Source organism: Jiangella alba, assembly GCF_900106035.1.
GTDB classification, from domain to species: Bacteria; Actinomycetota; Actinomycetes; order Jiangellales; family Jiangellaceae; genus Jiangella; species Jiangella alba.
Genome location: NZ_FNUC01000003.1, coordinates 914,771 through 939,144, shown reverse-complemented (window position 1 = coordinate 939,144; position 24,374 = coordinate 914,771). Strand labels below are relative to the sequence as shown.

The following is a 24,374-nucleotide window of genomic DNA, read 5'->3' as shown; positions in this document are numbered from 1 at the left end:
CGTAGCCCCGACGGGATTCGAACCCGCGCTACCGCCTTGAGAGGGCGGCGTGCTAGGCCGCTACACAACGGGGCCGTTGCGACCGAGGTCGCGAGGTGAAACTTTACCCGAGCCTTGCTCCGACTCCAAACCGGCTGGAGATCGGTGCGGGCCGTGCCGGGCGCTGGGGTACCAGGACTCGAACCTAGACTAACTGAACCAGAATCAGTCGTGCTGCCAATTACACCATACCCCACTGGATCGGGCGGGTATCCCGCTCGACCGCCCGGTAAGGATAGCGGTCGGAGGGGGTCCGATCCAAACCGGCTGGACGGCCGCGCCGCAGCTCAGCGAGACGTGGGGAACATCACCACGAAACGGGCGGCGGCGCGGGCCGAGGGGCCGGTCAGCCGATGCGGGAGAGGGCGGCGTCGAGGCGGGTGAGGGTGCGGTCGCGGCCGAGCAGCTCCAGCGACTCGAACAGCGGCGGCGACACCCGGCGCCCGGTGACGGCGACGCGGACGGGGCCGAAGGCGTGCTTGGGCTTCAGGCCCAGTTCGTCCACGAGCGCCGAGCGCAGCCCCGCCTCGATCGTCTCCGTCGACCACTTCTCCAGCGACGCCAGCCGGTCCCGGGCGGCGAGCAGCACCGGCCGCGCGTCGTCCGTCAGCACCTTGGCGACGGCGTCGTCGTCGAACGCGACGGCGCCAGGGGCGAACAGGAAGCCGAGCATGCCGACCGCTTCGTCGAGCACCGTCATGCGCTCCTGGACGAGCGGGGTGGCGGCGCGCAGCAGCTCCAGCGAGGCGTCCGGCACGGGCGACGGCAGCACGCCGGCCGCCTGCAGGTACGGCACCATCCGGTCGGCGAGGTCGTCGGAGGGCAGCCGGCGCAGCCAGACGCCGTTGATGGCCTCGGCCTTCTTGAGGTCGAACCGGGCCGACGCGGAGTTGACGCGGGTGACGTCGAAGGCGGCGGCCATCTCGTCCATGGAGAAGACCTCGACGTCGTCGCCGATGGACCAGCCGAGCAGGGCGAGGTAGTTGAGCAGCCCCTCGGGCAGGAACCCGCGGTCGCGGTAGAGCTGCAGCGACGACTCGGGGTCGCGCTTGGACAGCTTGCGGTTCCCCTCCCCCGTGACCAGCGGCAGGTGCCCGAACCGCGGCAGCGGCCCGGACGCGAACCCGATGTCGCGCAGCGCCTGGTGCAGGACCAGCTGGCGCGGCGTCGACGACAGCAGGTCCTCGCCGCGCAGCACGTGCGTGATGCCCATCAGCGCGTCGTCGACCGGGTTGACCAGCGGGTAGAGCGGCCGGCCGTTGGCGCGGACGATGACGTAGTCGAACAGGTTGAACCGGTCGACGGTGATCTCGCCGCGGATGAGGTCGACGAACGTGACGTCCTGGTCGGGCATGCGCAGCCGGAGGACGGGCTTGCGGCCCTCGTCGACGAACGCGGCGATCTCGGCGTCGGACAGCGACCGGCACTTGCCGTCGTACCCGCTCGGCTTCCCGGCCGCCCGGGCCGCCTCGCGCCGCTCGTCCAGCTCCTCGGGCGTGCAGTAGCAGTGGTACGCGTGGCCGGCCTCCATCAGCCGCGCCGCGGCGTCGGCGTAGAGCTCGTGCCGCAGCGACTGCCGGTACGGCGCGTGCGGGCCGTCGACGTCGGGGCCCTCGTCCCAGTGCAGCCCGAGCCAGCGCAGCGCCTCGAGCATCGCCTCGTACGACTCCTCGCTGTCGCGCGCGGCGTCGGTGTCCTCGATGCGGAACACGAACGTGCCGCCGAAGTGGCGCGAGAAGGCCGAGTTGTAGAGGGCGGTGCGGATCACGCCCACGTGCGGGTTGCCCGTGGGGGACGGGGAGAAGCGCACGCGGACGTCGGCCGGCGCGACGTCGCCGAGCACCAGAGCGTCCGACGAGCCGGAGCCGTCAGTCACAGCAGATCACCTTTGGTTTCGGGGAGGAACGGATGGACGGCAGGCTACCGTCAGTCGGCGGCGACGACGGGGTTGGCGAGCACGCCGATCCCCTCGACGGTGACGGCGACGTGGTCGCCCGCCGTGATCGGCCCGACGCCGGCCGGCGTGCCGGTGAGGATGACGTCGCCGGGCAGCAGCGTGAACGCCGCGCTGATGTACTCGACGAGCGTCGCGACGTCGAAGATCAGCTGCGACGTGCGGCCGTGCTGGCGCTCCTCGCCGCCGACGCGGCAGCGCACCGCGAGGTCGGCGGGGTCGAGGTCGGTCTCGATCCACGGCCCGAGCGGGCAGAACGTGTCGAAGCCCTTGGCCCGGGCCCACTGGTTGTCGGTCTTCTGCAGGTCGCGCGCGGTGACGTCGTTGCCGCAGGTGTAGCCGAAGATCACCTCGGACACGCGGTCGCGCGGCACCGACTTCGCGATGCGCCCGATGACGACGGCCAGCTCGGCCTCGTGGTGCACGTTGCCCGACTGCGGCGGCAGCACGATCGGCTCGTCCGGCCCGATGACCGACGTGTTCGGCTTGAGGAACAGCAGCGGCTCCTCGGGCAGCGGGTTGGACATCTCGGCGGCGTGGTCGGCGTAGTTGCGCCCGACCCCGATGACCTTGCTGCGCGGGATGACCGGCGCCAGCAGCCGCACGTCCTCGAGCGCCAGCTTCTCACCGGTCAGCTGCGGCGTCCGGTAGAGCGGGTCGCCTTCGAGGACCGCGATGACGGTCGCTCCGCTGTCGTCCTGTCCCACCGCTCCGAAGCGTGGGTCGTCCCCCGTCGTGAACCTCGCGATACGCACGTGGGTGAGGGTATCTCGCCGCGAGAATCACCCTAGCCATGAACAGGTCGTCACATCTAGGGTCATGGTGCATGACCGACGCCTCGACGACGCGGCACGCCAACGGTGAAGGTGCGGACGTCGGTGAGCTCGTGGCGCGCTACGACGAGGAGCTGCCCGCCCGCCGGTTGTCCGGCCGCGTGGCGCTGGCCGTCGGCGTCGCCTGCTTCGCCGTCGCCCTGTTCGTGCTGCGCCAGGTGTTCTGGCCGCTCAGCGCCGGCAACCAGTACTACCTCATGCTGTTCCTGGCGTTCGTGCTGCCGCTGGTCTTCCTCTGCTACCGCGGGGTGACGACGCGCGCGCGGGCCGACCTCGCCAGCCCGCTGGAGCAGCGCCCCGACAACCCCGGCCCGCTGGACTGGACGCTGGCGGCGCTCGCCCTGGTGGCCTGCCTCTACCCGGTCCTGCCGGTCACGCTGGGCGACTCCGGCGGCGGCTTCGACGCGTTCCTGGACCGGCAGGGCTCGCTGACCGGCCTGGACGTCCTCATGGGCGCGATCGTGCTGGTGCTGGTGATCGAGGCGACGCGGCGGACGACCGGCTGGGTGCTGCCGATCGTGTGCGTCGCGTTCCTGGCGTACGCGTACTACGGCGGTTTCCTGCCGCAGTCGTGGCCGGGCGCGCACGCGGGCATCGACTTCGACCAGATCATCAACGCGCTGTACAACGACCCCAGCGGCTTCTACGGCATCCCGCTCGACGTCTGCGCCACGTACATCGTGCTGTTCACGATCTACGGCGCGGTGCTCGACCGCACCGGCGCCGGGCGCTTCTTCATCGACCTCAGCTTCGCGATCTTCCGCCGGTCGCGGACGGCGCCGGGGCGGACGGTGGCGCTGTCGGGCTTCCTGCTGGGCACGGTCTCGGGGTCCGGGACGGCGACGGCGGTCGGCCTCGGCGCGGTGACGTGGCCGGTGCTGCGCAAGGCCGGCTACCCGCGCGAGAACGCCGGCGGCATGCTGGCGGCGTCGGGCATCGGCGCGATCCTGTCGCCGCCGACGCTGGGCGCGGCGGCCTTCATCATCGCCGAGTACCTGGGCGTCTCGTACCTCGACGTGCTGGTGTGGGCGCTGGTGCCGACGCTGCTCTACTACCTGGGCATCGTGCTGGCGATCGAGATCGACGCGCGCAAGGCCGGCGTCGACGCCGTCGAGGTGGAGCGGAAGAACCCGTGGCGGCTGCTGGCACGCTCCGGCTACCACTTCCTGTCCCTCGGCGTCATCGTCGCGTTCCTGGCGGCCGGCCTGACGCCGTTCCGCGCGGTCGTCTACGCGACCGCTGTCGCCGTCGGGTTCGGCATCGTCGACGCGGTCGTGCGGCGGCGCGGCCGCGACTGGGCCGGCGTGGCCGCCGAGACGGCGCGCGTGCTCTACCTGTCGCTGTCCGACGGCGTGCGCTCGGTGCTGCCGGTGGCCGCGGTGTGCGCGGCCGCGGGGATCATCGTCTCGACGATCACCAAGACCGGCCTCGGCCAGGTGCTGTCCGACCTGCTCATCGACACCGCGTCGGCGGTCTCCGACAACGCGACCGTCGTGCTGGTGCTGAGCGCGGTGCTGGCCGCGGTCGCGATCCTGGTGCTCGGGCTGGCGGTCCCGGTGACGGCGTCGTTCATCATCAGCTGGGTGGTCATCGGCCCAGCGCTGCTGGACCTCGACGTGTCCGCGCCGGCCGTCGCGATGTTCATCTTCTACTTCTCCGTGCTGTCCGAGGTGTCGCCGCCGACGGCGCTCGCGGCGGTCGCCTCGGCGGCGATCACCGGCGGCAAGGTCATCGCGACGATGTGGCAGGCGTGCAAGTACGCGCTGCCGGCGTTCCTGGTGCCGCTGGCGTTCGTGCTGACGGACAACGGCTCGGCGCTGCTGCTGGAACGCCCGGCCGGCGACGTCGTCTGGACCGTCGCGGTGTCGGCGGTCGCCGTCGCGGCCCTGGCCGCGGCCGCCGGCGGCTGGATCGTCCGCCGGGCAGGCGCCGCCGAGCGCACGCTCTGCGCCGTCGCCGCCTGCCTGCTGCTCTACCTGCAGCCGGTGTCCATCGCGCTCGGCGCCGGCGTGCTCGCCGCCGCCGTCGTCGTCAACCTCACCACGTCGTCGTCCCGCACCCGAGAGGAACTCCCGACATGAGAACTCGCGTCGTCACCCGGCTGGTGGCAGGACTGCTCGCGACCGGCCTCGCGGTGTCCGCCTGCGGCGGCCGCCAGAGCACCTCGCCCAGCGACGACGACGGCGGCGACGCCGGCGCGTGCGAGGCCGGCTCGGGCCGGATGACCATCGCGACCGGCAACTCCACCGGCGTCTACTACGCGCTCGGCGGCGGCCTGGCGCAGCTGATCGGCGACGAGACCGACATCACCGCGACGGCGGCCGAGACCGGCGCGTCCGTGCAGAACATCCAGCAGCTGGTGGCCGGCGACTACGACCTCGCCTTCTCGCTGGCCGACACCGCCGCCGACGCCACCGAGGGGACCGCCGCGTTCGACGAGCCGCAGCCGGTGTCGGCGCTCGGGCGCATCTACCCCAACTACACGCAGGTGGTGGTGCGCGCCGACTCCGGCATCACGTCGATCCAGGACATGGCCGGCAAGACCATCTCGACCGGGTCGCCGAACTCCGGCACCGAGGTCATCGCGCACCGGCTGCTGGAGGCGGCCGGCCTGGACCCCGCGAGCGACGTGCAGGCGCAGCGGCTGGACCTCACCAAGACCGTCGACGGCATGAAGGACGGCTCGATCGACGGGCTGGTGTGGTCCGGCGGCCTGCCCACCGCCGCGATGACCGACCTGTTCACGGCCCTGGGCGACGACGTGACGTTCATCGACATCACGCCGCAGCTGCCCGCGTTGCAGGAGCTCAACCCCGTCTACACCGAGGCCGAGATCCCGGCCGAGACCTACGGGACGAACGCCGCGGTGCCGACCATCGTCGTGCCCAACGTGCTGCTGGTCCGCGACGACCTCGACGACGGCACGGCGTGCGCGCTGACGAAGCTGGTCTACGAGAACGTGGAGGCGCTGACCGCGGTGCACGTGGCGGCCGCCGACATCGACGCCGCGATGGCGACGGAGATCGACCCGATCCCGCTGCACCCGGGCGCCGAGCAGGCCATCGAGGAGCTCAACTGAGCACGGCGAGGTTGTGGAACGCCCGGCGGACGACGGCGATGCCGGTGCCGGCACGGCTGGGATGGACGCGGTTGGTGAGCAGCACGAAGTAGCGGCCGAGCTCGGGGTCGGCGAACAGGCTGGTGCCGGTGAACCCGGTGTGGCCGAACGTCGCCGGCCCCACGAGGTCGCCGGCCGGTGAGCCGATGTCGTCGTAGCCCTGCCAGGTGAGCGCGCGGACCTCGCCGAGGTGCGCGGTGCGCGGCCGGGTCATCGCCGCGAACGTCGCGGGGTGCAGCAGCACGCGCTCGGCCCGGTTGGCCAGCAGCGCGCGGCCCAGCCGGGCGAGGTCGTCGACGCCGCCGAACAGGCCGGCGTGAGCGGCCACCCCGCCGAGGACGACGGCGTTCTCGTCGTGCACCTCGCCGGTGACGACGCGCCCGCGCCACGGGCAGTCCTCGGTGGCGACGCACCGCTCGCGGTCACCGGCCTCCGGGGTGAACCGCAGCGACGCGGCACCGGCGGGCGCCGCGACGTACCGCTCGACCAGGACGTCCAGGGTGGTGGCCGCGGCCGCCTCGGCCATCAGCCCGAGCAGCATGAGGCCCTGCGACGAGTACTCGACGGCCTCCCCCGGTGCTCGCCGCGGCGGCAGCACCCACAGACCGTCGAGCATGGCGTCGCGGGTCGGGTGGTCGCGGTACATCGGCACCTGGCCGGGCAGCCCGGACGTGTGCAGCATGAGGTCGCGGGCGGTCAGCGCCTCCTTGGTCGAGCCGCGGAAGAACGGCAGCAGGTCGCCGACGGCGGTGCCGAGCGTCAGCGCGCCCTCCTCGAGCAGCGCCATGACGGCCAGCCCGGCGATCGGCTTCGTCACCGACGCGAGGTCGAACAGGTCGCCGCGGGCCAATGCCGGCCCGTCCCACGAGCGGGTGCCGAGCACGCCGCCGGCCAGTTCGCCGTCCGCCGTGCCGACCGACCAGGCGGCCGCGGAGAACACCCGTTCCTCGCGCGCCCGGGCCAGCAGCGCCTCGATGCGTGCGGCGCTCACGCGATGCCCTCGGCGGCCTCGGGCGGCAGCATGGCCTGCAGCGTCGCCGACAGCAGCCTGGCCTGCTCGGCCACCAGCGGCCCGAGCACCGCGGCCGACTCGGCGTTCAGCGTGAAGCTCAGCCCGCTGACGACCAGCGCGCCGGCGACCACGCCGCGGTGGTGGGTGACGGCCGCGGCCAGCGAGCGCACCGGTTCGCCGTCGTCGTAGGCGTACTCACCGGGCAGCGCCCGGCCCTCGGCCGCGGCCAGCATGGCCGTGCCCGCCGCGCACTCCTCCAGCGGCACCGGCACCCCCAGCCGCGGCGAGACCCGGTAGGCCTGGTCGGGCTCGACGTTGTCGACGACGACGGCCGCGGCGCCGGAGCGGATGGCGTACGACGCGGTCAGGCCGGTGCGCACGTGCAGGTCGTCGAGGCTGCGACGCACCAGCGGCCGGTCCTTCAGCGCGCCCAGTGTCGCGGCCGCGACGCCGACCAGGGCGGGCCCGACGGTGTAGGCGCCGGCGCCGAGCGGGCGGACGTAGCCCAGTGCCGTCAGCGACCGCAGCAGCCGGTGCGCCGTCGGCTTGGTGATGCCCACGCGCGCGGCGAGGTCGCCGAGCCGCTGCGGGCCCGCGCCGGCCGCCAGCTCGGCGACCAGCGCGAACGCCTTCTCGACGGACCCGCCCGACGGCGGCAGTGGTAAGGCCTCGGTCACGCCGCACATCCTAGCAGCGTTCCGAAATGCGGAACGGGACTTACATATCGCTGAACGTTGCTCCACTCTTGTCCGCCATGGACGCAACCGCATCGGGACCGGGCCGGCGCCTCAGCCGCCGGTCCGTGCTCCGGCTGGCCGGTCTCACCGTGCCCGCCGTCGCGCTGTCCGGCCTGCTCACCGGGTGCGGCGACGGCGCCGGCAGCACGTCCGGACGGCGCACGCTGCGGGTGTCGCAGGCCGGCGAGCCGCGCACGCTGGACCCGCAGAAGCAGGGCGACATGCCCTCGATGAACGTGCTGATCAACATCTTCGACACGCTCACCGGCCGGGACGAGCACAACGAGCTGGTGCCGCGGCTGGCGCTGGAGTGGACCGCGATCGACGACCTCACCTGGCGGTTCCGGCTGCGCGAGGGCGTCACGTTCCACAACGGCGAGCCGTTCGACGCCGAGACCGTGCGCTTCAGCATCGAGCGGCTGCTGAACCCGGACACCGCCTCGCCGATCGTGGAGCTGCGCTACGTCACAGGCGTCACCGTCGTCGACCCGTACACCGTGCACCTGAACACCAGCCAGCCCGACCCGATCATCCCGGAGAAGCTGTCGCTGTTCGGCGGCGTCATGGTCCCGCCGGCCTACCTGCAGGAGACCGGCGACGCCGGTTTCGCCGAGCACCCGGTCGGCTGCGGACCGTTCCGGTTCGTCGAGTACCAGCGCGCCGTCCAGGTCGAACTGGCGGCGCACGACGACCACTGGGCCGGCCCGCCGCCCGTCGACACGCTGATCTTCAAGCCGATCCCCAACCCGGCGTCGGCACTGGCCGCCCTGCAGAGCGACGAGGTCGACCTCGTCACCGGCCTGGTGCCCGACGCCGCGCTGCAGTTGCAGGGCTACCAGGGCGTCCGGATCAGCAACCACCCCGGCATCCGGACGTCGTACCTGTCGCTGGACACCGAGGACCCGGTGCTCGCCGACAAGCGGGTGCGCCAGGCGCTCAACCACGCCGTCGACGTCCCTCAGCTGATCGAGGCGGTGCTCGACGGCAAGGCCCGCGAGGTGCCGACGATGATCCCGCGCGAGTCGTTCGGGTTCGACGACTCCGTCCAGCCCTACGCCCGCGACCTGCACCGGGCCCGCGCGCTGCTGGCCGAGGCGGGGCATCCGGACGGCTTCCGCACCACGCTCACCGCGTCGAACAACGACGCGTTCGTCGCCCAGGCCATCTCCGGGCTGCTCGCCCGGGTCGGCGTGGACGCCCGGGTCGAGCTGCTCGACCCGGCCATCTACTCCGAGCGGCTGACGTCGGACAACCGGCGCGCGCTCGGACCGGTCTACCTGGCCGCCAGCACCGGCTGGACGCTCGACGGCGCCAGCAACGTGCAGTCGAACGTGCGCCGCGACCGCCGGCAGAGCCGGTGGACGTCTGACGAGGCGGACGCGCTGATCGACGCCGAGGAGCTGTCGGTCGACCCGGACCGGCGGCGGGCGGCGTTCGCCGAGTTGCAGCGGCTGCTCGAGGAGGAGGCGCCGTTCGTGTTCCTGTACCAGATCGACACCATCCTGGTGCACAACGACCGGGTCGCCTGGCGGCCCAACGTCACCGGCGCGCTGGCGATGGACCGCGCGGAGGTGACCGATGACTGAGCGCACCGTCGTCGCCGGCCGGACCACGGACCCGCCGCCGGCGCCCGCCGCGCCACGACCGGGCCGCGCCCGCGCCGTCCTGCTCGGCGTCGGCTCGAAGCTGCTGTCGGCGCTGATCGTCATGTTCCTGGCCGCCACCGGAACGTTCCTGCTGGTGCGCATCTCCGGCGACCCGCTGGCGCTGCTGCTGCCGCCGGACGCGACCGCCGAGCAGGCCGACCAGCTGGCGGCGACGCTCGGCCTGGACCAGCCGCTGCTCGCGCAGTACGGCGACTACCTGGCCGGGCTGGTCCGGCTCGACCTCGGCGACTCCATCTTCTACAACCAGCCGGTCTCCGAGGTGATCGCCGACCGGCTGCCGGCGACCGCGCTGCTCGCGGTGTCGGCGCTGGCGGTGGCGCTGGTCATCGCCGTGCCGGCCGGCATCGCGGCGGCCATGCGGCGTGGCCGGGCCGCCGACAAGGGCATCATGGCGCTGGTCCTGGTCGGCCAGTCGACGCCGGCGTTCTGGGTCGGCATCGTGCTGATCCTGGTGTTCGCGGTGCAGCTGCAGGTGCTGCCGGCGTCGGGATACGGCACGTTCGCGCACCTGGTGCTGCCGGCCGTCACGCTCGCGGTGTACTCCGTCGCCGTCGTCGCCCGGCTGCTGCGCTCGTCGCTGATCGACGTCATGTCCTCCGACTACCTGCGCACCGCGACGGCGAAGGGATACGGCCCGACCCGCGCTGTCCTCTCGCACGGGCTGCGCAACGCGTCGCTGCCGGTGGTCACCGTCGTCGGGCTGGAGGTCGGGTCGCTGCTGGGCGGCGCGATCCTCACCGAGCAGGTGTTCAGCTGGCCCGGCCTCGGGCGGCTCGCCGTCGAGGCGATCTCGAACCGGGACCTGCCGCTCGTGCAGGGCACGGTGCTGCTGTTCGCGGCGATCTTCGTGGTGATCAACCTGCTCGTGGACCTCTCGTACCGCCTCCTCGACCCCCGCGTCCGGATGGAGAAGTGATGGCCGACGTCTCGATCGCGGCCTCGGCCGGGGCCGCCGCCCGCACCGCCCGTTCGCACAACGCGTGGCGCGCGCTGCTGGTGAACCGCTGGGGCCTGACGGCGATGGCGTTCCTCGCCGTCGTGGTGCTGGCCGCCGTCCTGGCGCCGGTGATCGCGCCGCACGACCCGCAGACGCAGGACCTGCTCGGACGCCTCGCCCCGCCCGCGTGGGCCGGCGGCGACGCGAGCCACCTGCTGGGCACCGACCACCTCGGCCGCGACGTGCTGAGCCGGCTGATCTACGGCAGCCGGGTGTCGCTGCTGGTCGGCGTCGCGGCGGCACTGATGGCCGGCGTCATCGGCGCGATCGTCGGGCTGGTGGCCGGCTACTACGGCGGCTGGGCCGACCGCGTGCTGATGCGGCTGGCCGACGTCCAGCTGGCGTTCCCGTCGATCCTGCTGGCGCTGGCCGTCGTCGCGTTCCTCGGCACCGGCCTCTGGATCGTCATCGTCGTCCTCGGCGTCACCGGCTGGGTGTCGTACGCGCGCGTCGTCCGCTCCGAGGTGGTCAGCCTGAAGACCCGCGACTTCGTGACGGAAGCGCGGGCCATCGGGGTGGGCGACGCGACGATCATCCGGCGGCACCTGCTGCCGAACGTCAGCGCGCCGCTGGCCACCATCGCCACGCTCAACGTCGCCGCGGCCATCGTCGCCGAGAGCGCGCTGAGCTTCCTCGGGCTGGGCGTGCCCAGCGACGTGCCGACCTGGGGCAGCATGCTCGCCGACGGGCAGCTGTACCTGGGCACGTCGTGGTGGATCGCGGTCTTCCCCGGCCTGGCGCTGATGCTGACCTCCCTGGCGATCAACATCACCGGAGACGCGATCCGGGACGCCACCGACCCGAAGGCCTACCGCCGATGACCCCACTGCTGCGCATCCGCGACCTGACGGTCGACTTCGAGCTGGACGGCGAGACCGTGCACGCGGTCCGCGGCGTGTCGCTGGAGGTGGCCGCCGGCGAGACGCTCGCGCTGGTCGGCGAGTCCGGCAGCGGCAAGACCGCGACGGCGCTGTCGATCCTGCGGCTCAACCCGCAGCCGCCGTGCGTCTACCCGGCCGGGACGATCGAACTGGACGGCGCCGACCTGCTGGCCCGGCCCGAGCCGGCGCTGCGGCCGGTCCGCGGCAACGACGTCGCGATGATCTTCCAGGACCCGATGACCAGCCTGAACCCGCTGAAGAAGGTGGGCCGGCAGATCGGCGAGGCGCTGCGCCTGCACCGCGGGGTGGGCCGCCGCGACGTCGGCCCGGCCGTCGTCGAGGCGCTGGCCGAGGCGGGCGTGCCGCGCCCCGACGAGCGCGCCGGCCAGTACCCGCACGAGCTGTCCGGCGGGCTGCGCCAGCGCGCCATGATCGCGATGGCGCTGGTGACCCGGCCGCGGCTGCTCATCGCCGACGAGCCGACGACGGCGCTGGACGTCACCGTGCAGGCGCAGATCCTGGAGCTGCTGGCGCGGCTGCAGGACCGGCACGGCATGGCGATCCTGCTCATCACGCACGACCTCGGCGTCGTGGCCGACGTCGCCGACCGGGTCGCGGTGATGCGGGCCGGCGAGATCGTCGAGACCGCCCGCTGCGAGGAGCTGTTCGCGGCGCCGTCGCACGAGTACACCCGCAACCTGCTGGCGGCCACGCCGCGGCTGATCGAGGGGGCGTCGCGATGATCGAGCTGGACCGGCTGCGCATGGAGTTCCCCGGCCGCGGCGGCCGCCCGCCCACGGTCGCCGTCGACGACGTGAGCCTGACCGTCGAGCCGGCCGAGACGCTCGCCGTCGTCGGCGAGTCCGGGTCGGGCAAGACGACGCTGACCCGGCTGCTGCTCGGACTGCTGCGCCCGACCTCGGGGACGGTGCGCGTGGCCGGCACCGACCCCGCCGCCTGCGGCCCGGCCGAGCTGAAGCGGCTGCGGCGACAGCTGCAGGTGGTCTTCCAGGACCCCTACTCGAGCATGAACCCGCGGCTGCGCGTCGCCGACATCGTCGCCGAGCCGCTGGTCACGCACGAGCCGAAGGCTCGCGGCCGGGCCGGACGGGACTGGCGGGCGGCCCGGGTCGGCGAGCTGCTGGAGGCGGTCGGGCTGGACGCCGGCGCCGCCCGCCGCTACCCGCACGAGTTCTCCGGCGGACAGCGCCAGCGCATCTCCATCGCCCGCGCGCTGGCGCTGAACCCGGAGATCGTCGTGCTGGACGAGCCGACCAGCGCGCTGGACGTCAGCGTGCAGGCGCAGGTGCTCGACCTGCTCGCCGCGCTGAAGCGCGAGTTCGGCCTGACCTACGTGTTCGTCTCGCACAACCTGGCCGTGGTGAGCCGCATCGCCGACCGCGTCGCCGTCATGAAGGACGGAGCCGTCGTCGAGCTGGGCGAGACCGCGGCGCTGTTCGCCGCGCCGTCGCACCCGTACACGCGGGCGCTCATCGACGCCGTCCCCGAGCCCGATCCGGCCCGGTCGCGGTTGCGCGCGTCGCGGAGCGGCCGATGACGTCAGCCCAGCCGCGTCAGCACCAGCCCGGCGCCGCCGAGCAGCGCCGACACGTCCTCGTCGACGTCGGCGACGACCAGGTGCGGCCGCTCCGCCTCGGCGCTCCACGACGTCACCGCGAGCAGGCGGTCCTCGATGCGGTCGCGGAAGGCCTGGCCGGCGGCGCGGGCCTCGCCGTGCACGATGAACCGGCCCGGCGCGAACAGGTGCTGGATGTTGATCAGGCCGAGCGCGAGGTGGTCGGCGTAGCGGTCGAGCACCGCGGCGGCCGCGGGCTCCGGGCGCCGCACCAGGTCGGCCAGGCCGGTGACGCCGTCGAGGCCGGCCGCCGTGGCCGCGCGCCGCAGCCAGGCCGTCGTCGCGACGGTCTTCCAGCAGCCCAGGCTGCCGCACGTGCACATCTCGCCCTCGGCGGCGACGATCATGTGTGCGCCGCTGCGCCCGCCCGGCGGCGCGATGACCTGGCCGTCGTAGAGGATGCCGACGCCCAGCGTCTCGCCGGTGGTCACCGACGCGAACGAGCGGCGGCCGCGGCCCTGCCCGAACCAGCGGTCGCCCATGGCCTGCAGCCGGGCCCGGTGCTCGGCGACGGCGGGGGCGCGGCCGTGCTTCGCGACGACGTCGGACAGCGGGAAGCCCTGCAGCTGCGGCAGGTCCAGCAGCTCGACGATGGCGCCGGTGTGGACGTCGACCAGGCCGGGGCAGGCGATGCCGATGCCGCGGACCCGCTGGAACGTGAAGCACTGCGCGGCGACGTCGGCGATGACCGCCTCGATGTCGGCGCCTCCGGCGTCGGCGTGGAAGGACCGTTCGACCAGCTGGCGCAGCTGACCGTCGTCGTCGACGGCGGCCGCGCGCACCAGCCCGGGGAGCAGCTCGACCGCGCCCAGCATCGTCGCGCCCTCCTTCCGGGCATGGGGAGAAGGAGATGACTGTACGCCAGCTCGACGAGCTGACCTGGGCCGAGCTGCGGGCCGTCGCGCCGGCCTCGATCGCGCTGCTGCCGATCGGCTCGCAGGAGCAACACGGCGCCCGGCTGCCGCTGGGCGCGGACACGCTGCTGGTGCGGTCCGTCGTGGCCCGCGCGCTCACGGAGGAGCTGCCCGAGGTCGTGCTGCTGCCGGCGCTGCCGTACGGGCTGAGCCCGCACCACCGGTTCGCCGCCGCGGTGACGCTGACGGCGTCCACCCTGCAGGCCGTGCTCGCCGAGGTGTTGGACAGCCTGGTCGACTGCGGGTTCCGCCGCCTGATGATCGTCAACGGGCACGGCGGCAACGACGAGCCGATGCGACTGGCCGTGAAGTCCGCCGCGCTGCGCCACGACGTCGCCGTCGCGGCCGCCAACTACTGGAGCCTCGGCTCGCCCGGCCGCTCCCCCGGCCACGCCGGCCGGTTCGAGACGTCGCTGCTGCTGGCGGCGGAGCCCGCGCTGGTCCGGCCCGTCACCGCGGGCGCTTCCGCGTCGCCGTCCCCGCCGCCGCTGTTCGAGCACCCGCCGTACCCGGGCCTGGTCGCCGAGCGGCACGGCGAGTGGGCCCGCGCCGGCGGCGTCACCGACGACGCGAGCGGCGCGGCCGCCGACCACGACCTGCTGGCCGGGCTCGGCGCCCGGCTGGCCGCCGCGATCCGGGCGTTCGACGAGGCGACCGCCGCCTCGCACGGCGCTCAGCACCACCGGGAAGGAAACAGCTAGATGCAGATCAGGTCCGTCGACGCGTGGGTGGTCAACCTCCCGCTCACCAACCCGTTCACCAGCTCGTTCGAGACCAAGACCGGCGAGACCCGCACCGTCGTGCGGATCCGCCTCGACGACGGCGTCGAGGGCTGGGGCGAGACGATGTGGGGCCGGCCGGTCGCCGCGCTGGTGCGCCGGCTCGGCGAGTCGCTGGTCGGGCGGAGCCCGTTCGACCTGGAGGCGTTCCACAGCACGCACACGATGGTGCCGTTCTTCCACGGCTACCTCGGCTACGCCGCGCTCGCCGCGCTCGACGTCGCCTGCTGGGACGCGATGGGCAAGCTCACCGGGCAGCCGCTGGTGAACCTGCTCGGCGGCCGGGTGCGCGACCGCGTCCCGATCACCGCCCTCGTCACCCGGGCCGACGCCGGCGACGTCGCCGCCCGGGACCTGCCGGGGGCGCTGGCCGAGCACGCGGCCTCGGTCGTGGCGTCCGGCGGGTTCACCGCGGTGAAGCTCAAGGGCACCCGCGACCCGTTCGGCGACGTCGAGATCCTGCGGGCCATCCGGTCCCGGCTGCCGGACGTCGACCTGCGGGTGGACCCCAACGCGGCGTGGTCGGTGCCGGACTCCGTCCGGGCCGGGCTGCGGCTGGAGGAGCTGGACCTGGAGTACCTGGAGGACCCGTGCGTCGGCATCGAGGGCATGGCCGAGGTGCGCCGCCGGGTCCGCATTCCGCTGTGCACCAACATGTGCGTCGTCCGGTTCGAGGACTTCGCGCCCGCCGTCCGGCTCGGCGCCGTCGACGTCGTGCACGGTGACGTCTACAAGTGGGGCAGCGTGTCGGCGACCAAGCACCTGGCCGCGCACTGCCAGACCTTCGGGCTCGGGATGAACCTGCACAGCGGCGGCGAGCTCGGCATCGCGACGGCCGCGCACCTCGCCGTCGTGGGCAGCACGCCGATCCTCGACCGCGCCATCGACAGCATGTACTACCTGCACGCCGACGACATCATCGAGCCGCTCGACCTCGCCGGCGGCTCGCTCGCCGTCCCGTCCGGCCCCGGCCTGGGCGTCCTCGTCGACGAGGAGAAGCTCGCGCACTACGCCGCGCTGAACGAGAAGGAAGGGGACCTGACCCACTGATGCCGTCCTACGCCACCGTGCCCGGCGCGCCGTCGCCGGCCGGACCCTACAGCCACGCCGCCGTCGCCCACGGGTTCCTCTACACGGCCGGGTTCGGCCCGCAGGACCCCGCCACCGGCCGCGTTCCCGACGACGTCGCCGAGCAGACCCGCCAGGTGCTGCGTAACGTCGGGACCGTCCTGGCCGCCCACGGCGCGTCCTTCGCCGACGTCGTCAAGGTGACCGTGCACCTGCAGCACCTGAAGCGCGACTTCGCCGCCTACAACGAGGCGTACGAGGAGTTCTTCCGGCCGCCGTTCCCCGTCCGCACCACCGTCGGGTCGGACCTCATGGACATCCTCGTCGAGGTCGACGTCGTCGCCGCATTGCCTACGCTGGACGGGTGATCCTGGCCGAGTCGCAGTGGCGGGCGCGCCTGCTCGCCCACGAGGCGCGCGTCGACGCGCTGGTGGGGGCGCACCTGTCGCGGCGGCGGGAGGGTGTGGCGCACCCCGTCCACGACTTCCTCTTCACCTACTACAGCTTCAAGCCGGCCCAGCTGCGGCGCTGGCACCCGGGGCTCGGCGTGGTGCTGGCGGGGTCGCCGCCGCACGCGTCGTGGTCGGGGTATGTCGCCGGGCCCTCCGGCGTCGCCGTCGGGACGGACGTCATCGAGCGGCGGGCGGCGACACTCGAGTGGGTGCGTGGGCTCCTCGCCGCGACGGCGTCGCGGCCCGCGCACACCGGCTGTTTCGGGCTGCACGAGTGGGCCATGGTCTACCGCACCCGCCCCGGCGACGTCCGGCACGAGACGTACCCGCTGCGGCTCGGCCACTCGGGGACGGACGAGGTGGTCGAGGCGCACCAGATCAGGTGCTCGCACTTCGACGCGTTCCGCTTCTTCACGCCGTCCGCCCGGCCCTTGAACACCCTGACGCCCACCCGCGAGCTGCAGCCGTCGATGGAGCAGCCGGGCTGCCTGCACGCCGGCATGGACCTCTACAAGTGGGCCTACAAGCTCACCCCGCTGGTGCCGTCCGAGCTGGTCGTCGACGCGTTCGAGCTGGCGGGCGAGATCCGCGAGCTCGACATGCGCGCCTCGCCGTACGACCTCAGCGACCTCGGCTACGCACCGGTCCGCATCGAGACGACGGAGGGCAAGCGCGAGTACGTCGAGCGGCAGCGCGCCTTCGCCGCCCGCGGCGCCGACGTCCGGGCGCGGCTGCTCGCGGAGTGCGAGCGCCTGCTCGACCCGGACGGCGTCAGCGCCCTCGCCCCCGGGTGATCCGATCGGACGGGTTGACGGCGCGGCTGCTCGCCGAGCACGAGCCCCCGCTCGACCCGGACGGCGTCAGCGCCCTCGCCCCCGGGTGATCCCGTCCGGACGGGTTGACGCCGGCGCCACCTGTTGGCACCACCGTCAACACGGCGCGACTGCTCGCCGAGCACGAGCCCCTGCTCGACCCGGACAGCGTCAGCGCCCTCGCCCCCGAGTGATCCGATCGGACGGGTTGACGCCGGCGCCACCTGTTGGTGCCAGCGTCAACATCTGTGGTGAGTAGCCCTGGCCGATCAAGCGCTCCGGCCCGCGGACGCCAGGCAGCCGCGGCCGATGTCACGGCACGCGGGCGAGCCACTCCTCGGTGCCGAACTTCGAGTCGACCAGCTCCTCGGCCAGCCGCAGCGTCTTCTCGTCCAGCGCGTCGTCGGTCAGGCCGTAGCGGGCCCGGAACGTCCCCACCATGCGGTCGATGACGTCGGCGCGCGCCAGCCCGGTCTGCGACCGCAGCGGATCGACCCGCTTGTTGGCGCTCTTCGTGCCCTTGTCGGAGAGCTTCTCGCGGCCGATGCGCAGCACCTCGAGCATCTTGGCCGCGTCGATGTCGTAGGCCATCGTCACGTGGTGCAGGACCACCCCGCCCGCCAGCCGCTTCTGGGCGGCGCCGGCGATCTTGCCGGCCGGTGAGGTGATGTCGTTGATGGGCTGGTAGCTGGCCTCGATGCCGAGGGCGCGCAGCGCCGCCACCACCCACTCGTCGAGGAAGGCGTAGGAGTCGACGAAGGAGAGGCCGGACACCAGCGACTCGGGCACGTACAGCGAGTACGTGATCGTGTTACCGGGCTCGACGAACATCGCGCCACCGCCGCTGATCCGCCGCACCACGGTCACGTCATGACGCGAGGCACCGGCGAGGTCGACCTCGTTGCGCAGCGACTGGAAGCTGCCGATGATCACCGCGTTCGACGCCCACTCCCACACCCGCAGCGTCGGCGGCCGCTCCCCCGCGCCGACCTGTTCGGCCAGCACCTGGTCGAGCGCCATCTGCAGCGCCGGCGGCTGCGGCCCCTCGTGCAGGAAGTGCCAGTCGTGGTCGGTCCAGGACGTGGCGCCGGTGAGGGCCCGGCGGACGGCGACCGCGACGGCCTCGGCGGAGAACCCGAGCATGACCACGCCGTCGAGCACGCCGTCGACGCGGGCGGCCAGCTCGGCCGCGGACAGCGAGACCGGCGCGCCCGCCAGCGCGGCGTCGATGCGTTCCAGCGCGTCGTCGGGCTCGAGGAAGAAGTCGCCGCTGACGCGCGCGTGCCGGATGACGCCGTCGAGGACGTCGAGGTCGACGACGACCAGCTTGCCGCCCGGCACCTTGAACTCACCATGCATGATCGTGACAACCGCCCCGGCCACGGGGCTGTTCCCGCTACGCTCCGACCATGCGATCGAAGGCGGCGGCGCGCGGCTGGCACCTCGTGACGGCGCTGGTCATCGCCGCGTCCCTGGTCACCCAGCTGGTGCTGGTCATCCAGGGCACCAACGTGCTGATCGAGGACGGCGCCGACCCGCCGTCGCGGGCCATGCGGCTGGTGAACTACCCCAGCTACTTCACCGTGCAGTCGAACATCCTGCTCGGCATCGGCGCGGCGATCCTCGCCGTCCGGCCCGACGCCGACGGCCGCGCCTTCCGCGTCCTGCGCCTCGCCGGCCTCATCGGCATCACCGTCACCGGCGTCGTCTACGTGACGCTGCTGCGCGGCGAGGTCAATCTCGACGGCGCCGCGGTGCTCACCAACATCGGCTTCCACTACCTGTCGCCGCTGCTGGGCGTCATCGGCTGGCTGCTGTACGGCCCCCGTCCGAGGTTCGGCCGCGACGTCCTGCTCGCCAGCCTGATCTGGCCGGTCGCCTGGCTGATCTACACGCTGGTCCGCGGCGAGCTCGTCGACTGGTACCCGTACCCGTTCATCGACGTGTCGGAGCTGGGCTACGGCCGCACGCTGCTGAACTCGGCGGGGATCACCGTCCTGCTGCTCGGCGTGGGCTGGCTGTTCGTCGTCGGCGACCGTAGGCTCGGTGACCGTGCCGGATCTGACGACGTCGCTCGAACACGCTGACCACGATCCGGACTCCCTCTACGACGCCTTCACCGAGTGGGCCGCCGAGCGCGGCTTCGACCTGTACCCGGCGCAGCAGGAGGCGCTGATCGAGCTGGTCTCCGGCTCGCACGTCATCCTCAGCACGCCGACGGGGTCGGGCAAGAGCCTGGTGGCGGTGGCGGCGCACTTCGCGGCGCTGGCCGACGGACGGCGGACGTTCTACACGGCGCCGCTGAAGGCGCTGGTGTCGGAGAAGTTCTTCGCCCTCATCGAGATCTTCGGCGCCGCCAACGTCGGCATGATGACCGGCGACTCCAGCGTCAACCCGACGGCGCCGATCATCTGCTGCACGGCCGAGATCCTCGCCAACATCGCACTGCGCAGCGGCGACGACGCCGACGTCGGCCAGGTCGTCATGGACGAGTTCCACTTCTACTCCGACCCGCAGCGCGGCTGGGCCTGGCAGGTGCCGCTGCTGGAGCTGACGAAGGCGCAGTTCCTGCTGATGTCGGCCACCCTCGGCGACGTCGCGTTCTTCGAGAAGGACCTGCGCCGCCGCACCGGCCGCGAGGTCGCCGTCGTCACGTCGGCGCAGCGCCCGGTGCCGCTGACCTACCAGTACTCGCGCGACGCCACGCACGACCTGCTGGCCGAGCTGCTGTCCACGCACCGCGCGCCGGTCTACGTCGTCCACTTCACCCAGGCGGCGGCGGTCGAGCGGGCGCAGGCGCTGGTCAGCGTCAACGTCGCCAGTCGCGAGCAGCGCGACCGCATCGCCGCGGAGATCGGCGGGTTCCGGTTCAGCTCCGGGTTCGGGAAGGTGCTGAACCGGCTGGTCCGCGCCGGCATCGGCGTGCACCACGCCGGCATGCTGCCGAAGTACCGCCGCCTGGTCGAGCGGCTGACGCAGGCCGGCCTGCTCAAGGTGGTGTGCGGGACGGACACCCTCGGCGTCGGCATCAACGTCCCCATCCGCACCGTCGTCTTCTCCGGCCTCACCAAGTACGACGGCGTCCGCATGCGCCAGCTGTCGGCCCGCGAGTTCCACCAGATCGCCGGGCGGGCCGGCCGGGCCGGGTACGACACCCTCGGCGAGGTCATCGTCCAGGCGCCGGAGCACGAGATCGAGAACCAGCGGCTGGTCGCGAAGGCCGGCGACGACCCGAAGAAGCTCAAGCGCGTGGTCCGCAAGAAGGCCCCGGAGGGGTTCGTCTCGTGGGGGCAGGCCAGCATGGAGCGGCTGATCGCGGCCGAACCGGAGCCGCTGACGTCCAGCTTCGAGATCAGCAACGCCATGGTGCTGGGCCTGATCAGCCGGCCGGGCGACGCGTTCGCCCACGCGCGCCAGCTGCTCACCGACAACCACGAGCCGCCGTCGCGCACCCGCAAGCACGTGCACGACGCCGTCGCGATCTACCGCGCGCTGGTCGCCGCCCAGGTCGTCGAGCGGATCGATCCGCCGGACGCCGACGGCCGGACGGTGCGGCTCACCGTCGACCTCCAGCCCGATTTCGCGCTCAACCAGCCGCTGTCGCCGTTCGCGCTGGCCGCGTTCGACCTGCTCGACCAGGAGTCGCCGACGCACGCGCTGGACCTGCTCTCCGTCGTGGAGGCGACGTTGGACGACCCGCGTCAGGTGCTGTCGGCGCAGCAGTTCAAGGCCCGCGGCGAGGCGGTCGCGGCGATGAAGGCCGAGGGCATCGAGTACGACGAGCGCATGGAGCTGCTCGAGGACGTCACCCACCCGAAGCCGCTGGAGGAACTGCTCGACGCCGCGTTCACGATCTACCGGCAGAGCCACCCGTGGGTCGGCGACTACGAGCTGTCGCCCAAGTCCGTCGCCCGCGACCTCTACGAACGCGCCATGAGCTTCGGCGAGTACGTCGCGTTCTACAGCCTGGCGCGCTCGGAAGGGCTGGTGCTGCGCTACCTCGCCGACGCCTACCGCGCCATGCGGCAGACGGTGCCCGAGGAGGCCCGCACCGAGGACGTCGCCGATCTCGTCGAGTGGCTGGGCGAGCTGGTCCGCCAGGTCGACTCCTCGCTGCTGGACGAGTGGGAGGCGCTGCGCAACCCCGCGGCGCTCGACGACGACGGCGGCGCGGTCCCGGTCGAGAACACGCCCCGGCCGATCACGGAGAACCGGCGGGCGTTCCTGGTCGGCGTCCGCAACGCGCTGTTCCGGCGGGTCGAGCTGGCCGCCCGGCGCGACTGGGCCGGGCTGGCCGCGCTCGACTCCGCCGACGACTGGACGGCCGACGACTGGCAGGACGCGCTGGAGCCGTACTACGACGAGCACGCCGACATCGGCATCGGGCCCGACGCACGCAGCGCGAAGAAGCTGATCGTCACCGAGCACGCGGACCGCTGGGAGGTCCGGCAGATCCTCGACGACCCCGCCGGCGACCACGACTGGGGCTTCACGGTCACCGTCGACCTCGCCGAGTCGAACGCCGCCGGTTTCCCCGTCGTGGCTGTCAGCGACGCCGGCCGTCTCTAGCCCGGAACCGCACATTTCCGGAAAGCGCTGCTCGCGTCCGCCCAGCCCTTTACAGTGCTCGCGACAGTGAGTCGACGATGTGACACGGGGTTCTCTCATGAAGCACACCCTCGGCGGGCTCGCCGCGGCCACCGTCGTGACGCTCGCCCTGAGCGGCGCGGTCACGCCGGCGCAGGCGGCGGTGCCGGACCCGACCTGCCCGCCGGTCGGCGGGATGCCGCCGATCGGGAACGTGCTCACCTACACCGACGCGAGCCCCGCGGTGTTCGTCGGCGGCGACTACCTCGCGACGGGGTCGGCGGCCGAGTCCGAGGGCCTGCTCGTCGTCCTGGGCAATGCGACGTTCGACAAGGCCGGCGTGTTCAACGTGGGCTCCGTCGGCGTCGGCTCGGGCATCGTCCCGCCGCCGGGTGAGCCGATGCTGCAGGTCGGCGGCGACCTCACCGTCGTGCCGGGGCTGAACCTCGACGTCGGCGCGAACGTCGACGGCGGCGGCGACGTGCTCGTCGGCGGCGCGACCAGCGGCAATGTCATCACCAACGGCGGCACGGCCAGCGACGGGCTCGGCGCCGACGCGGCGATCGCCCCGCACGGGACCTTCCTGGCCGACATCACGTCCGCCTCGGCCGACCTCGCCGGGCAGACCCCGACCGGCACCACGACCGTGCAGTTCGGCGCCGCGACCTTCGCCGGCGCCGGCGCCACCGACCTCGAGGTCTTCACCGTCGACGCCGCGCAGCTGGCCGCCTCCAGCGAGGTCCACTTCACCGGCGTCGCCGACGACGCGCCGATCGTCGTCAACGTCGTCGGCGGGCCGATCGCCTACACGCAGAACTACGTCTCGCTCAACGGCACGCGGGTCGACGCGTTCGGCCCGGACTTCGGCAATGCGGCGTCCCAGATCCTCTGGAACTTCGTCGACACGCCCAGCCTCACGCTCGGCGGCTCGAGCCAGTTCATGGGCTCGATCCTCGCCCCGGCGGCGGACGTCTCGGCGACGGCCAGCACGAACGGCCGGGTGCTCGTCGGCGGCGACTTCACCACGAGCGGGGTCGGCAACGAGCAGCACAACTACCCGTGGATCGGCGGCAAGGGCCTCGACTGCACGCCCACCGTCCAGTCCCTCGGCGGCTTCTCCGGCGCGAAGGTCGTGGACGGCGAGGCCGCCGGTGCGGTGCCCGCGGAGACGCTGTTCACGCTCGGCTACTCCTACCTCGACGCGGGCGGCGAGACGGTGACGGGGACGCTGTCGCTGCCGGCCGACGGGTCGGTCGTCGCCGGTCCGCAGTCGCTGCCGGTGGGCACCGTCGTCACGTTCACCGAGGTGAACCTGCCCACGGTCGACGGCGTCGAGTGGGGCACCCCGGTCGTCTCGCCGTCGTCGGTCACGATCGCCGACGGCCAGAACGCCCAGGTGAGCGTCACCAACACCGCCGACGAGGCCGCGCCCTCCGTGGGCGGCTTCGCGGGCGCCAAGGTCCTGGCGGGCGAGGCCGCCGAGGGCGTCGCACCGGAGACCACGTTCGCGCTGGACTACTCGTACCTGGACGCGGCGGGCGAGACGGTGACGGGGACGCTGTCGCTGCCGGCCGACGGGTCGGTCGTCGCCGGTCCGCAGTCGCTGCCGGTGGGCACCGTCGTCACGTTCACCGAGGTGAACCTGCCCACGGTCGACGGCGTCGAGTGGGGCACCCCGGTCGTCTCGCCTGACTCGGTCACGATCGCCGAGGGCGAGACCACCCAGGTCACGGTCACGAACACCGCCAACGAGTCCGCCCCCGAGGTCGGCGGGTTCGCCGGCGCCAAGGCGCTCGACGGCGACGGCGCGGACGCGGTGCCGGCCGGGACGGTGTTCACGCTGGACTACTCGTACCCGGACGCGGACGGCGCCACGGTGACGGGCTCGCTGACGCTGCCCGCCGACGGATCGGCCGTCGCCGGGCCGCAGTCGCTGCCGGTGGGCACCGTCGTGACGTTCGCCGAGGCCGACCTGCCCGCCGTCGACGGCGTCGAGTGGGGCACCCCGGTCGTCTCGCCGGACTCGGTCACGATCGCCGAGGGCGAGACCGCCCAGGTGACCGTCACGAACACCGCGACCGCGGTGCCGGAGCCGACGCCGACTCCCACACCCACCCAGGAGCCCACCCCGACCCCGACCCCGACCGGCGAACCCGACCCGACGGAGACGCCGACGGACGATCCGGAGCCGACGGCGACGCCGACGGACGATCCGGGCACGGACCTGCCCGACACCGGCGCCGGCCCTCGGGCCGCGCTGGTCGTTGCGGCGCTCGTGCTCCTGGCCGGGGGCGGCGCGGCGCTCGTCACCACCCGGACGAGGCCGCGCCGGCCATAGCGACGACGTTGTAGGCGGCGGGCGTCACCCCACGCCCGTCGCGGCGAACCAGGTGGTCGCGTTCGGCCCGACGAAGACGACCGGGGCGATGCACGGCTCCGGCAGGTCGACGCGGTCCTCGATCTCCGAGTCGCCGCGGGTGGACGCCGGGAACGGGTCGGTGGCCACGTTCACCGTCGTCGCGGCGCCGTCGACCGTGGTCAGGCAGCTGACGACGGCCACGAAGGAGGGCGCCGGGTTGATGCCCTGACGGTCCGGCGGCACCGGGGCCGCTTCGCGCAGGACCAGGCCGTCGACCTCCACCTCGATGCGGCCGTTGCTCTTCAGCTCCACGTCCGCGTCGTCCAGTTGCCACGGCAGGCCGCCGCCGTTGACGCCGCGGATCGGGTTGGCGGTGCCGACGTACGGACCGTCGACCGGGACCATGGTGTCGGCCTCGATCACCGTGCGGCCCTTCGAGTGCCCGTGCCCGCCCGACGCGAGCAGCGCGACGAGCGCGGCCGTGGCCAGCGACGCGAGCACGGCTGCGGGTATGCGCTTCATCTGACGT

At 73.1% G+C, this 24,374-nt stretch carries 21 protein-coding genes and 2 tRNA genes; 14 read left to right on the top strand and 9 right to left on the bottom strand.

From position 1 onward, the window contains the following. Positions 1-2: 2 nt before the first annotated feature. From BLV02_RS07015 to BLV02_RS07000, 4 genes are all read right to left on the bottom strand, one after another. Positions 3-75 (bottom strand) — tRNA-Glu (locus tag BLV02_RS07015). Positions 76-163: 88 nt separating this feature from the next. Then, a tRNA-Gln gene (locus BLV02_RS07010) sits at positions 164-235 on the bottom strand. 150 nt (positions 236-385) lie between these two features. Continuing rightward, a complete protein-coding gene (gene gltX / locus BLV02_RS07005; protein WP_069114542.1) occupies positions 386-1,915 on the bottom strand; it encodes a glutamate--tRNA ligase in 1,530 nt (509 codons plus the stop codon). A gap of 50 nt (positions 1,916-1,965) precedes the next feature. Continuing rightward, positions 1,966-2,748 carry a fumarylacetoacetate hydrolase family protein gene (locus BLV02_RS07000; RefSeq protein ID WP_069114543.1) on the bottom strand — a complete coding sequence of 261 codons (783 nt, stop codon included), beginning with the start codon at positions 2,746-2,748 and terminating at the stop codon, positions 1,966-1,968. A gap of 71 nt (positions 2,749-2,819) precedes the next feature. Between BLV02_RS07000 and BLV02_RS06995 the strand changes: the two genes are divergently transcribed. Both BLV02_RS06995 and BLV02_RS06990 read left to right on the top strand, forming a co-directional pair. Further along, complete coding sequence (locus BLV02_RS06995; protein ID WP_083289153.1) at positions 2,820-4,907, top strand: TRAP transporter permease; 2,088 nt, start codon at positions 2,820-2,822, stop codon at positions 4,905-4,907. Beyond that, positions 4,904-5,905 (top strand): TAXI family TRAP transporter solute-binding subunit, encoded by a 1,002-nt coding sequence (locus BLV02_RS06990; protein WP_069114544.1) that lies wholly within the window; start codon positions 4,904-4,906, stop codon positions 5,903-5,905. Before BLV02_RS06995 ends, BLV02_RS06990 begins: the two co-directional genes overlap by 4 nt. On the opposite strand, the gene BLV02_RS06985 is transcribed toward BLV02_RS06990, so the two are convergent. Further along, entirely contained in the window at positions 5,898-6,935 is a 1,038-nt protein-coding gene (locus BLV02_RS06985) for a serine hydrolase domain-containing protein (RefSeq protein WP_069114545.1), read from the bottom strand. The genes BLV02_RS06990 and BLV02_RS06985 overlap by 8 nt on opposite strands. Then, positions 6,932-7,633, bottom strand: a complete 702-nt coding sequence (locus tag BLV02_RS06980) for an IclR family transcriptional regulator (protein ID WP_216094549.1) — start codon at positions 7,631-7,633, stop codon at positions 6,932-6,934. Before BLV02_RS06980 ends, BLV02_RS06985 begins: the two co-directional genes overlap by 4 nt. Positions 7,634-7,710: 77 nt before the next feature. Here BLV02_RS06980 and BLV02_RS06975 point away from each other — a divergent pair, with 77 nt between their 5' ends. Genes BLV02_RS06975 through BLV02_RS06955 form a run of 5 tightly spaced genes read left to right on the top strand, consistent with a single transcriptional unit; the run spans position 7,711 to position 12,796 of the window. Further along, complete coding sequence (locus BLV02_RS06975; RefSeq protein WP_069114547.1) at positions 7,711-9,279, top strand: ABC transporter substrate-binding protein; 1,569 nt, start codon at positions 7,711-7,713, stop codon at positions 9,277-9,279. Continuing rightward, positions 9,272-10,276 (top strand): ABC transporter permease, encoded by a 1,005-nt coding sequence (locus BLV02_RS06970; RefSeq protein ID WP_069114548.1) that lies wholly within the window; start codon positions 9,272-9,274, stop codon positions 10,274-10,276. Before BLV02_RS06975 ends, BLV02_RS06970 begins: the two co-directional genes overlap by 8 nt. Beyond that, positions 10,276-11,178, top strand: a complete 903-nt coding sequence (locus tag BLV02_RS06965) for an ABC transporter permease (RefSeq protein ID WP_069114549.1) — start codon at positions 10,276-10,278, stop codon at positions 11,176-11,178. The genes BLV02_RS06970 and BLV02_RS06965 overlap by 1 nt, the downstream gene beginning before the upstream one ends. Further along, entirely contained in the window at positions 11,175-11,981 is an 807-nt protein-coding gene (locus BLV02_RS06960; RefSeq protein WP_069114550.1) for an ATP-binding cassette domain-containing protein, read from the top strand. The genes BLV02_RS06965 and BLV02_RS06960 overlap by 4 nt, the downstream gene beginning before the upstream one ends. Further along, the gene (locus BLV02_RS06955; RefSeq protein ID WP_069114551.1) at positions 11,978-12,796 is read left to right on the top strand and encodes an ATP-binding cassette domain-containing protein; all 819 of its coding nucleotides are present in this window, start codon (positions 11,978-11,980) and stop codon (positions 12,794-12,796) included. Before BLV02_RS06960 ends, BLV02_RS06955 begins: the two co-directional genes overlap by 4 nt. A gap of 2 nt (positions 12,797-12,798) precedes the next feature. Here BLV02_RS06955 and BLV02_RS06950 read toward each other — a convergent pair whose 3' ends face one another. Continuing rightward, positions 12,799-13,689 carry an ROK family protein gene (locus BLV02_RS06950; RefSeq protein ID WP_069114552.1) on the bottom strand — a complete coding sequence of 297 codons (891 nt, stop codon included), beginning with the start codon at positions 13,687-13,689 and terminating at the stop codon, positions 12,799-12,801. A 35-nt stretch (positions 13,690-13,724) separates the two neighbouring features. Here BLV02_RS06950 and BLV02_RS06945 point away from each other — a divergent pair, with 35 nt between their 5' ends. From BLV02_RS06945 to BLV02_RS06930, 4 genes are read left to right on the top strand one after another with little or no spacing between them, the layout of a single operon-like run. Beyond that, a complete protein-coding gene (locus tag BLV02_RS06945) occupies positions 13,725-14,489 on the top strand; it encodes a creatininase family protein (RefSeq protein WP_069114553.1) in 765 nt (254 codons plus the stop codon). Then, positions 14,490-15,617 carry a mandelate racemase/muconate lactonizing enzyme family protein gene (locus BLV02_RS06940; protein WP_069114554.1) on the top strand — a complete coding sequence of 376 codons (1,128 nt, stop codon included), beginning with the start codon at positions 14,490-14,492 and terminating at the stop codon, positions 15,615-15,617. Then, the gene (locus BLV02_RS06935; RefSeq protein WP_069114555.1) at positions 15,617-16,003 is read left to right on the top strand and encodes a RidA family protein; all 387 of its coding nucleotides are present in this window, start codon (positions 15,617-15,619) and stop codon (positions 16,001-16,003) included. The genes BLV02_RS06940 and BLV02_RS06935 overlap by 1 nt, the downstream gene beginning before the upstream one ends. Next, the gene (locus BLV02_RS06930; RefSeq protein WP_141711842.1) at positions 16,000-16,881 is read left to right on the top strand and encodes a 3-methyladenine DNA glycosylase; all 882 of its coding nucleotides are present in this window, start codon (positions 16,000-16,002) and stop codon (positions 16,879-16,881) included. Before BLV02_RS06935 ends, BLV02_RS06930 begins: the two co-directional genes overlap by 4 nt. Before the next feature lie 330 nt (positions 16,882-17,211). On the opposite strand, the gene lplAB is transcribed toward BLV02_RS06930, so the two are convergent. Beyond that, on the bottom strand, positions 17,212-18,258 hold the full coding sequence (lplAB, locus tag BLV02_RS06925; protein WP_069114557.1) for a lipoate-protein ligase LplAB: 1,047 nt from the start codon (positions 18,256-18,258) through the stop codon (positions 17,212-17,214). Between the two features lie 50 nt (positions 18,259-18,308). Between lplAB and BLV02_RS06920 the strand changes: the two genes are divergently transcribed. From BLV02_RS06920 to BLV02_RS06910, 3 genes are all read left to right on the top strand, one after another. Next, positions 18,309-18,986, top strand: a complete 678-nt coding sequence (locus tag BLV02_RS06920) for a Pr6Pr family membrane protein (protein ID WP_069114558.1) — start codon at positions 18,309-18,311, stop codon at positions 18,984-18,986. Next, a complete protein-coding gene (locus BLV02_RS06915) occupies positions 18,952-21,468 on the top strand; it encodes a DEAD/DEAH box helicase (RefSeq protein WP_216094561.1) in 2,517 nt (838 codons plus the stop codon). Before BLV02_RS06920 ends, BLV02_RS06915 begins: the two co-directional genes overlap by 35 nt. Before the next feature lie 97 nt (positions 21,469-21,565). Continuing rightward, on the top strand, positions 21,566-23,824 hold the full coding sequence (locus BLV02_RS06910; RefSeq protein ID WP_069114559.1) for a choice-of-anchor A family protein: 2,259 nt from the start codon (positions 21,566-21,568) through the stop codon (positions 23,822-23,824). Between the two features lie 24 nt (positions 23,825-23,848). Here the strand turns inward: BLV02_RS06910 and BLV02_RS06905 are convergent, their stop codons facing one another. Continuing rightward, positions 23,849-24,367 carry a hypothetical protein gene (locus BLV02_RS06905; RefSeq protein ID WP_141711843.1) on the bottom strand — a complete coding sequence of 173 codons (519 nt, stop codon included), beginning with the start codon at positions 24,365-24,367 and terminating at the stop codon, positions 23,849-23,851. Between the last annotated feature and the right edge of the window lie 7 nt (positions 24,368-24,374).

Coding starts and splice junctions, on each gene's coding strand:
- BLV02_RS06995 (WP_083289153.1), top strand. CDS start 2,820: ATGACCGACGCCTCGACGACGCGGCACGCCAACGGTGAAGGTGCGGAC.
- BLV02_RS06990 (WP_069114544.1), top strand. CDS start 4,904: ATGAGAACTCGCGTCGTCACCCGGCTGGTGGCAGGACTGCTCGCGACC.
- BLV02_RS06975 (WP_069114547.1), top strand. CDS start 7,711: ATGGACGCAACCGCATCGGGACCGGGCCGGCGCCTCAGCCGCCGGTCC.
- BLV02_RS06970 (WP_069114548.1), top strand. CDS start 9,272: ATGACTGAGCGCACCGTCGTCGCCGGCCGGACCACGGACCCGCCGCCG.
- BLV02_RS06965 (WP_069114549.1), top strand. CDS start 10,276: ATGGCCGACGTCTCGATCGCGGCCTCGGCCGGGGCCGCCGCCCGCACC.
- BLV02_RS06960 (WP_069114550.1), top strand. CDS start 11,175: ATGACCCCACTGCTGCGCATCCGCGACCTGACGGTCGACTTCGAGCTG.
- BLV02_RS06955 (WP_069114551.1), top strand. CDS start 11,978: ATGATCGAGCTGGACCGGCTGCGCATGGAGTTCCCCGGCCGCGGCGGC.
- BLV02_RS06950 (WP_069114552.1), bottom strand. CDS start 13,689: ATGCTGGGCGCGGTCGAGCTGCTCCCCGGGCTGGTGCGCGCGGCCGCC.
- BLV02_RS06945 (WP_069114553.1), top strand. CDS start 13,725: ATGACTGTACGCCAGCTCGACGAGCTGACCTGGGCCGAGCTGCGGGCC.
- BLV02_RS06940 (WP_069114554.1), top strand. CDS start 14,490: ATGCAGATCAGGTCCGTCGACGCGTGGGTGGTCAACCTCCCGCTCACC.
- BLV02_RS06935 (WP_069114555.1), top strand. CDS start 15,617: ATGCCGTCCTACGCCACCGTGCCCGGCGCGCCGTCGCCGGCCGGACCC.
- lplAB (WP_069114557.1), bottom strand. CDS start 18,258: ATGCATGGTGAGTTCAAGGTGCCGGGCGGCAAGCTGGTCGTCGTCGAC.
- BLV02_RS06920 (WP_069114558.1), top strand. CDS start 18,309: ATGCGATCGAAGGCGGCGGCGCGCGGCTGGCACCTCGTGACGGCGCTG.
- BLV02_RS06910 (WP_069114559.1), top strand. CDS start 21,566: ATGAAGCACACCCTCGGCGGGCTCGCCGCGGCCACCGTCGTGACGCTC.
- BLV02_RS06905 (WP_141711843.1), bottom strand. CDS start 24,367: ATGAAGCGCATACCCGCAGCCGTGCTCGCGTCGCTGGCCACGGCCGCG.